Origin of the sequence: Sphingomonas sp. (genome assembly GCF_031426035.1) — a bacterium.
Classification (GTDB): domain Bacteria; phylum Pseudomonadota; class Alphaproteobacteria; order Sphingomonadales; family Sphingomonadaceae; genus Sphingomicrobium.
In genome coordinates, this window is the sequence record NZ_JANPKO010000052.1 from 1 (window position 1) to 7495 (window position 7495).

Genomic DNA, 7495 nt, shown 5'->3' on the forward strand with positions numbered 1-7495 from the left:
ATTTCCTCGCCCGCGTGCTCCAGTTCCAGTTCTACGAGGCGGCGTGCAAGACCGCGGGGTGGAAGGGACCGCTCCACCGCTGCTCGTTTTACGGCAACAAGGACGTCGGCGCGAAGCTCGACGCAATGCTCGCGATGGGCGCCTCCAAGCCGTGGCCCGACGCGCTTCAGGCGTTCAACGGCAGCCGCGAGATGAGCGGCAAGGCGATGGTCCGCTATTTCGCGCCGTTGACGAAGTGGCTGCAAACGCAGAACAAGGGCAAGACGTGCGGATGGTAACGGGGTGAGGTGAGATGCGCTGGGTTGGGTTCGGTCTGGCGCTCGCCGTTTCATCGCCCGTGCTGGCCGCGCCGATGGTCAGCGCGGAAAAGCCGCAGTCGGTGGCCGAAGCGCTCGAGGGGGCCGGTCACGAAGTGACGCTCGGCACCGACGATCTTGGCGATCCGGTGCTCGAGCTCGGCTTGCGCGGCTACAAGGCGCGGCTCCTGTTCATGGACTGCGATCCCTCCGGCCACGACCGCTGCCGCTCGGTGCAGTTCTTCGCCGCGTTCGACGCCGAAGGGACGGGGCTGGCCGCGGCCGACGCCGTGGCCTTCGCCGCGCGCCATCGCTACGCCGCGGTCACGCTCAACGCCGCGGGCGACCCGACGCTGCGCTGGGACGTCGAGACCGGCGAGGGCATTCCGCGCGCGGTCCTGGTCACCGCGGCCGAGCGGTTCCTCGGCACCGTCCAGGCGATGGGCGCGATGCTCTATCCGTCGCCCGCCGGCTAGGTCATCGGAACGGCGGTTCGTTGAACGCCCGCAGTTTGCGGCTGTGCAGCCGCGGACCTTCGGTGCGGAGCAGCTCGCACGCCTCGACCCCGATCGCGAGGTGGCCCGCGATCGCTTCCTCGTAGAACCGGTTGGCCTGGCCGGGCAGCTTGATCTCGCCATGGAGCGGTTTGTCCGAGACGCACAGCAGCGTCCCGTAAGGCACCCGGAAGCGATAGCCCTGGCCGGCGATGGTCGCACTTTCCATGTCGATGCCGACCGCGCGGCTCAGGCTCAGCCGACGCGCCGAATGCGTGTAGCGCAGCTCCCAGTTGCGATCGTCGGTGGTGACCACGGTCCCGGTGCGCATCCGCCGCTTGAGGTCGGCGCCGCCAGTGCCGCTGACGATCTCGGCGGCCTTTTGCAGCGCGACCTGGACTTCGGCGATCGCCGGGATGGGGATTTCGGGCGGGAGCACCGGGTCGAGCACGTGGTCGTCGCGCAGATAAGCGTGCGCGAGCACATAGTCGCCGATCTTCTGCGTGGGGCGCAGGCCGCCGCAGTGGCCGATCATCAGCCACGCCTCGGGCCGCAGCACCGCGAGGTGATCGGTGATCGTCTTGGCGTTCGACGGGCCCACCCCGATGTTGACCAGCGTGATCCCCGAGCGGTCGGGCGCGCACAAGTGGTACGCGGGCATCTGGTGGCGCCGCCACGCGGTGTCGGTGACGAGCGCGCGCGCGTCCTCGACCTTGCGCTTGACCAGCAGCCCGCCGGCGCCGGCCAAGGCCGAGTAGCGCCCGTTCCCCAGCTGGTTGCCCGCCCAGTGGACGAACTCGTCGACGTAGCGGTGGTAGTTGGTGAACAGCACGTAGCGCTGGAAATGCTCGGGCGCGGTGCCGGTGTAATGCGCCAGGCGGGCCAGGCTGAAATCGGTGCGCAGCCCGTCGAACAGCGACAGCGGCAGGCTCTTGGCGGGATGGCCGAGGTCGTAGCCGTCGGCGAGCTCGTCGCCGATCATCGCCAGCTCGGTCGTCGGGAAGTGCCGCGCCAGCTCCTGCGGACTGATCGATCCGAGCCCCGCGCCGTACGCGCCGTCGAGCACGTACGGGAACGGGATTTCCTGCGCCGAGGGCGCGACCTCGACGCGCACGTCGTAGCTTTCGTCGATCAGCTCGAGTTGCTCGCGCAAGTAGTCGGCATAGAGGTCGGGGCGGGTGACCGTGCTGGCGTATGTGCCGTGCTGGGTCAGCCGGCCGAACGCATGGATCGCGTCGCCGGGGTGGTCGACGCCTTCGTAGTGGACCCGCAGCTCGGGGTAGCAGTAGCTGCCGTCGCGGCGGCGTTCAGGCGGCGGGACGGTGCCGTCGGCGGCATAAGCCGAAATGTCGCCGCGCAGGCAGGCGACCGCGGCTTCGTAAATGCGCGAGAGTTCGGCGATGATCGTGTCGGGTGATTCCATCGCGGGGGGTTAGCGCGCGGAATCCTACAAAACTAGCCCTCTCCCCCGCGGGGGAGAGGGTTGGAAGCGAGCTTACTCGGCGTCGTCGGCCGCGCGTTCCTCGAGCATGTCGGCCGGGATTTCGCCGGGCTCGAGGCTCGGGTCCTGCGCCTCGGTGAAGCCGGAAGGCACGTTGGCCTCCTCGAACATCGCGGCCATGACATCGACGCCCTGCGCCTGGAGGTCGGCTTCGTCGGGCGAGCGCGCGACGTTGACCTGGACGGTGACCGCGACCTCGGGGTGTAGCGAGACCTTGACGTCGTACAGCCCGATTGCCTTGATCGGGCGCTCGAGCACGATCATCGCCTTCGACACGTTGGCGCCCTCGGCATTGAGCGCGTCGACGATGTCGCGAACGTTGACCGAGCCATAGAGCTGGCCCGAGTTCGACGAGGCGCGGATCAGCACGACCTGCTTGCCCTCGACGTCCTTGGCGTGGACTTCGGCCTCGCCCCGACGGTCGGCGTTGTCGGCCTCGATCTTGGCGCGGTTGCTCTCGAACAGCTTGCGGTTGGACTCGTTGGCCCTGAGCGCCTTCTTGTTCGGCAGCAGATAATTGCGCGCAAAGCCGTTCTTGACGCTGACGACATCGCCGATGCCGCCAAGTTTCTCGACGCGCTCGAGCAGGATGACTTCCATGTGCCCGGCTCCCTTATTTCACGAGGTAAGGAAGCAGGCCGAGATGGCGGGCGCGCTTGATCGCCTTGGCCAGCTCACGCTGCTTCTTGGTGCTGACCGCGGTGATCCGCGACGGGACGATCTTGCCGCGCTCGGAGACGAACCCCTGGAGCAAGCGGATGTCCTTATAGTCGATGACCGGGGCGTCCTTACCCGAGAACGGGCACGACTTGCGGCGGCGGAAGAATGCGCGGGCCATTATTCAGCCTCCTCTTCACGGGCGCGGAACGACGGACGCTCGGCGCGCTCGCCGCCACGGTCGCCGCCGCGATCGCCACGGTCGCGGTCGCCGCCGCGGCCGCCACGGTCGCCGCGGTCACGGTCGCTGCGCTCGGAGCGGCGCATCATCGCCGACGGGCCGGCTTCATGCGCGTCGACGCGGATGGTGAGGAAGCGGATGACGTCCTCGTTGATGTTGGTCTGGCGCTCGAGCTCGGCGATCGCCGCGGCCGGGGCATCGACGTCGAGCATGACGTAATGCGCCTTGCGGTTCTTGGCGATGCGGTAGGCGAGGCTGCGCAGGCCCCAGGTTTCGGCCTTGGCGACCTTTCCGCCGTTGTCGGCGAGGATTTTGGTGGCGTTTTCCGCGAGCGCGTCGACCTGGGCCTGGGCGAGGTCCTGACGCGCGAGGAAAACATGCTCGTAAAGCGGCATGCTAATCTCATCTGTTGGCCGATTGCTGACGCCGCACCGTGCGAACGCCCCTCCGGCTGTCTTCTTAAAAACACAGGGGCGACAGCACAGCCGTCACCCCAGCGAGGCGCCTATGGCCAAAGCAGGCGCAAAAGGCAAGCGGCCGAGGTCAGAACTTGCCCTTGACGCCGGCCTGCTTGAGCACGGCATTGGCAGTGTGACGCGACATGATCCTGGCATCCACGACGATCGGGCGGGCGATGTTGGGGTGGCTCCAGATCTCGTGGTCGCCTTTGCCGGCGCGTAGAAATTCCCAGCCATGCTCGCGAAGAATGGTCTTGAGCTGGCGCGTGTATCCCTGAACCACTCAGGCCGCGACGTCGAACAGATGCTCGTGATGGGCAATGATGCGAATGCGGTGGGTTCCGCTCAACCGCGTCTTGTCGATGACCTCGGCGCCATGCAGCTCGAGCAAATCGGGAAGCATCGCACCGGCCTTGGCGGCGAGCGCCTCGACCGTCTCGGCGTCGGCGGCGAGGCCGGGTACGTCGCTGTCCGCGACCCACCAAACCTTGGACTCGGGGTCATATTCGGCACGGATCGTCCACAGGGCCATGGTCACCTCGACATCGACAGCCGCAGATTATCCCACATCTGGCGGAAATCACAATTTGTGGGATAGAAGGGGTCATGGCCACGCGATTGCACTCGGTTGAGACCCTTCCCGACCCGCTCGACGGGATGAGCCTGCCCGGCTGGCTCTACCACGACCCCGAATTCTTTGCCGCCGAGCAGCGCGCGTTCCTGCGCGCGGCGCCGCAGATCGTCTGCCACCAGAGCGAGATCGCCATGGCCGGCGAATGGCGCAGCCTCGAATATCTCGGCGAGAGCCTGTTCGTCATTCGCGGCGACGACGGCGCGGTGCGCGCCTTCTCCAACGTCTGCCGCCACCGCGGCTCGCGGCTGGTCGACGGCACCGGCGGCTGCGCCAAGGTTTTGACCTGCCCTTATCACGCGTGGAGCTATGCCCGCGACGGGCGGCTGGTCGGCGTTCCCCACCGCGCCGAGTATCCCGGGCTCGAAACCGAAAAGCTCGGGCTGGTCGAATTGCCGCTCGAGAATTGGCGCGGGTTCCTGTTCGTCGCGCTCGAACCTGGTGCGCCGTCGGTGGCCGAGATGATGGCGCCGTATGAGGCCGAAGTGGAGCCGTACCGCTTCGAGGAATTGCGCGCGATCGGCCGCGTCACCAACCGCCCGCGCGACCTCAACTGGAAGACCATCGCCGACAATTATTCGGACGGGCTGCACATCCCGATCGGACACCCCGGGCTGACGCGTTTGTTCGGCCGCGGCTACAAGATCGAGGCCAAGGCGCTGGTCGACCGCATGGAGGGCGACCTTGTCGACGAAGTGTCCGACAACCCGTCCGAGCGCGTCTACCAGAAGCATCTGCCCGAGGCCGAGCACCTGCCGCCGAGCCACCGCCGCAAGTGGTTGTATTACAAGCTGTTCCCCAACATCGCGTTCGACATTTATCCCGACCAGGTCGACTTCATGCAGTTCCTGCCGGTCAGCGCGACGCAATCGGTGCTGCGCGAGATCAGCTACGGCCTCCCCGACGAGCGCCGCGAGATGAAAGTGGTGCGCTACTTGAACTGGCGCATCAACCGCCGCGTCAACGCCGAGGACACCGAGCTGATCACCCGCGTCCAGCTCGGCATGCAGTCGCCGACCTATGTCGCGGGGCCGTTGGGCACGAGCGAAGTGTGCCTGCGCAGCTTCGCGCAGAAGTTACGCAAGCTGATCCCCGAGGCGCGGCTCGAGCGGCCGCCGGCGCCGGGGTGGAACCGCGCCAACTAGCTTGGCAAGCGCGCTGCCGCGGCCTAGTCCGCCGCGCGGGTTCAACAGGCGGAAGATTTCATGCGCGCATTCCTTTTTCCCGGGCAGGGCAGCCAGGCGGTCGGCATGGGCGCGGAGCTCGCCAAGGCGAGCCGCGCGGCGCACGATGTGTTCGCCGAAGTCGACGAGGCGCTGCAGCAAAATCTGTCGCGGCTGATGCGCGACGGGCCCGACGATGAGCTGCGCCTGACCGAAAATGCGCAGCCGGCGATCATGGCCCATTCGCTGGCGGTGTTCCGCGCGCTGTCGCGGGAAGGCGGGGTCGAATTGACCAAGGCCGCGCAGTTCGTCGCCGGCCACAGTCTCGGTGAATATTCGGCGTTGTGCGCGGCCGGTACGTTCGATCTCGCCACCACCGCGCATTTGCTCAAGCACCGCGGCCTGGCGATGCAGTCGGCGGTCCCGGTCGGGGTTGGCGCGATGGCCGCTTTGCTCGGCGCCGATCTCGCCCTCGCCCAAAAAATCGCCGATGCCGCGGCGCAAGGCGAAGTGTGCACCGTCGCCAACGACAACGACCCGAGCCAGGTCGTGCTGTCGGGCCACACCGCCGCGATCGAGCGCGCGATCGCCATGGCCAAGGAGATGGGCGCCAAGCGCGCGGTGAGCCTGCCGGTGTCGGCGCCGTTCCACTGCCCGCTGATGCAGCCCGCCGCCGAAGCGATGGATAAAGTGTTCGGCGAAACGCGCTTCGCTGCGCCCGCGGTTCCGCTCTACGCCAATGTCAGCGCACAGCCCGAGCGCGATCCGGAGACGATCCAGCGCCTGCTGGTCGAGCAGGTCACCGCCATGGTCCGCTGGCGTGAGAGCGTCGCCAACATGGCGGCCGCCGGCGTTACCGAATTCGTCGAACTGGGCGGCAAGGTGCTCGGCCCGATGGTCAAGCGCATCGCCCCCGACGCGCAAGTGACGAGCGTCGTGACGATCGCCGACATCGAAGCGCTGGCGAAGGAGATCGCGTGATGTTTGATCTGTCGGGAATGACTGCGCTGGTGACCGGCGCGTCGGGCGGGCTGGGGTCCGCCATCGCCCAGGCGCTGGCGGGGCAGGGTGCTCGGCTGGCGGTGTCGGGGTCCAATGCCGACAAGCTCGAGAACTTCCGCGCGTCGCTCGGCAGCGACCATGTCGCGCTGCCGTGCAACCTCAGCGACGGCGCGGCGGTCGATGCGCTGGTGCCGGCGGCGGTCGAGGCGCTCGGCCAGCTCGACATCCTCGTCAATAATGCCGGCATCACCCGCGACAACCTCGCGATGCGGATGAAGGACGAGGAGTGGGACACGGTCATCCGAGTCAACCTCGAGGCCGCGTTCCGGCTGATGCGCGCGGCGGCGCGGCCGATGATGAAGGCGCGCTTCGGGCGGATCATCTCGGTGACCTCGGTGGTCGGTGTAACCGGCAATCCCGGCCAGGCCAATTATGTCGCGTCGAAGGCGGGGCTGATCGGGCTCAGCAAGGCGATGGCGCAGGAGCTCGCGACGCGTGGGATCACCGTCAATTGCATCGCGCCGGGCTTCATGACCTCTGCCATGACCGGTGCGCTCAACGAGCAGCAGCGCGATGCCATCCTCGCCCGCATCCCGGCGGGCGCGATGGGCTCGGGCGACGACATTGGCGCGGCGGCGGTCTACCTCGCCAGCCGCGAGGCGGGCTACGTCACCGGCCAGACGCTCCACGTCAACGGCGGGATGGCGATGCCGTAAGGCGGCGTTGCCTCAAAGCCATGCCCCAAGGGCCGTCTTGACCGCGCCCTTGTCGCTCAAATCCCCGCACCTATATCGCCTTCGAAACATCCGTTTGTGAGGGTAGCGCCGAGGCGCGCCCGTGGGGCTAAGTGAGGGAAAAAATATGGCCAAGGTGATCGGCATCGATTTGGGCACGACCAACAGCTGCGTGGCAGTGATGGAAGGCGGCAAGCCCAAGGTCATCGAGAATGCGGAAGGCGCGCGCACCACCCCGTCGGTGGTCGCCTTCACCAAGGACAGCGAGCGGCTGATCGGCCAGCCGGCCAAGCGCCAGGCGGTGACCAACCCCGACAA

12 protein-coding genes are annotated in these 7495 nt (G+C 67.4%); 6 read left to right on the forward strand and 6 right to left on the reverse strand.

Going from position 1 to position 7495, the window contains the following annotated elements; all coding sequences use genetic code 11:
• A partial coding sequence (locus tag RMP08_RS03165; RefSeq protein WP_310467539.1) for a M2 family metallopeptidase occupies window positions 1–278 on the forward strand: 278 nt, incomplete at its 5' end.
• A gap of 14 nt (window positions 279–292) precedes the next feature.
• Entirely contained in the window at window positions 293–772 is a 480-nt protein-coding gene (locus tag RMP08_RS03170; RefSeq protein WP_310467540.1) for a YbjN domain-containing protein, read from the forward strand.
• Window position 773: 1 nt separating this feature from the next.
• Here RMP08_RS03170 and RMP08_RS03175 read toward each other — a convergent pair whose 3' ends face one another.
• The 6 genes from RMP08_RS03175 to RMP08_RS03200 all read right to left on the reverse strand — a co-directional run bounded on the left by RMP08_RS03175 (window position 774) and on the right by RMP08_RS03200 (window position 4179).
• A complete protein-coding gene (locus tag RMP08_RS03175; RefSeq protein WP_310467541.1) occupies window positions 774–2213 on the reverse strand; it encodes an AMP nucleosidase in 1440 nt (479 codons plus the stop codon).
• A gap of 72 nt (window positions 2214–2285) precedes the next feature.
• Window positions 2286–2891 (reverse strand): 50S ribosomal protein L9, encoded by a 606-nt coding sequence (gene rplI, locus RMP08_RS03180; RefSeq protein ID WP_310467542.1) that lies wholly within the window; start codon window positions 2889–2891, stop codon window positions 2286–2288.
• A 13-nt stretch (window positions 2892–2904) separates the two neighbouring features.
• Window positions 2905–3129: a 30S ribosomal protein S18 gene (gene rpsR, locus RMP08_RS03185; RefSeq protein ID WP_310467543.1), complete on the reverse strand. Its 225-nt coding sequence runs from the start codon at window positions 3127–3129 to the stop codon at window positions 2905–2907.
• A complete protein-coding gene (gene rpsF / locus RMP08_RS03190; protein ID WP_310467544.1) occupies window positions 3129–3584 on the reverse strand; it encodes a 30S ribosomal protein S6 in 456 nt (151 codons plus the stop codon). The genes rpsR and rpsF overlap by 1 nt, the downstream gene beginning before the upstream one ends.
• A 148-nt stretch (window positions 3585–3732) precedes the next feature.
• The gene (locus tag RMP08_RS03195) at window positions 3733–3930 is read right to left on the reverse strand and encodes a type II toxin-antitoxin system HicA family toxin (protein WP_310467545.1); all 198 of its coding nucleotides are present in this window, start codon (window positions 3928–3930) and stop codon (window positions 3733–3735) included.
• Window positions 3931–4179 (reverse strand): DUF1902 domain-containing protein, encoded by a 249-nt coding sequence (locus RMP08_RS03200; RefSeq protein WP_310467550.1) that lies wholly within the window; start codon window positions 4177–4179, stop codon window positions 3931–3933.
• A gap of 74 nt (window positions 4180–4253) precedes the next feature.
• Between RMP08_RS03200 and RMP08_RS03205 the strand changes: the two genes are divergently transcribed.
• From RMP08_RS03205 to RMP08_RS03220, 4 genes are all read left to right on the forward strand, one after another.
• Window positions 4254–5423: an aromatic ring-hydroxylating dioxygenase subunit alpha gene (locus RMP08_RS03205; protein WP_310467546.1), complete on the forward strand. Its 1170-nt coding sequence runs from the start codon at window positions 4254–4256 to the stop codon at window positions 5421–5423.
• 60 nt (window positions 5424–5483) lie between these two features.
• Window positions 5484–6422, forward strand: a complete 939-nt coding sequence (gene fabD, locus RMP08_RS03210; RefSeq protein ID WP_310467547.1) for an ACP S-malonyltransferase — start codon at window positions 5484–5486, stop codon at window positions 6420–6422.
• Complete coding sequence (gene fabG, locus RMP08_RS03215; protein ID WP_310467548.1) at window positions 6422–7159, forward strand: 3-oxoacyl-[acyl-carrier-protein] reductase; 738 nt, start codon at window positions 6422–6424, stop codon at window positions 7157–7159. Before fabD ends, fabG begins: the two co-directional genes overlap by 1 nt.
• A gap of 145 nt (window positions 7160–7304) precedes the next feature.
• The coding region (locus RMP08_RS03220) for an Hsp70 family protein (protein WP_310467549.1) at window positions 7305–7495 on the forward strand (191 nt) is incomplete at its 3' end.

What these genes read in the sequence shown, in the direction of transcription:
- RMP08_RS03170 (WP_310467540.1), top strand. Translation starts at nt 293, where the DNA reads ATGCGCTGGGTTGGGTTCGGTCTGGCGCTCGCCGTTTCATCGCCCGTG.
- RMP08_RS03175 (WP_310467541.1), bottom strand. Translation starts at nt 2,213, where the DNA reads ATGGAATCACCCGACACGATCATCGCCGAACTCTCGCGCATTTACGAA.
- rplI (WP_310467542.1), bottom strand. Translation starts at nt 2,891, where the DNA reads ATGGAAGTCATCCTGCTCGAGCGCGTCGAGAAACTTGGCGGCATCGGC.
- rpsR (WP_310467543.1), bottom strand. Translation starts at nt 3,129, where the DNA reads ATGGCCCGCGCATTCTTCCGCCGCCGCAAGTCGTGCCCGTTCTCGGGT.
- rpsF (WP_310467544.1), bottom strand. Translation starts at nt 3,584, where the DNA reads ATGCCGCTTTACGAGCATGTTTTCCTCGCGCGTCAGGACCTCGCCCAG.
- RMP08_RS03200 (WP_310467550.1), bottom strand. Translation starts at nt 4,179, where the DNA reads ATGGCCCTGTGGACGATCCGTGCCGAATATGACCCCGAGTCCAAGGTT.
- RMP08_RS03205 (WP_310467546.1), top strand. Translation starts at nt 4,254, where the DNA reads ATGGCCACGCGATTGCACTCGGTTGAGACCCTTCCCGACCCGCTCGAC.
- fabD (WP_310467547.1), top strand. Translation starts at nt 5,484, where the DNA reads ATGCGCGCATTCCTTTTTCCCGGGCAGGGCAGCCAGGCGGTCGGCATG.
- fabG (WP_310467548.1), top strand. Translation starts at nt 6,422, where the DNA reads ATGTTTGATCTGTCGGGAATGACTGCGCTGGTGACCGGCGCGTCGGGC.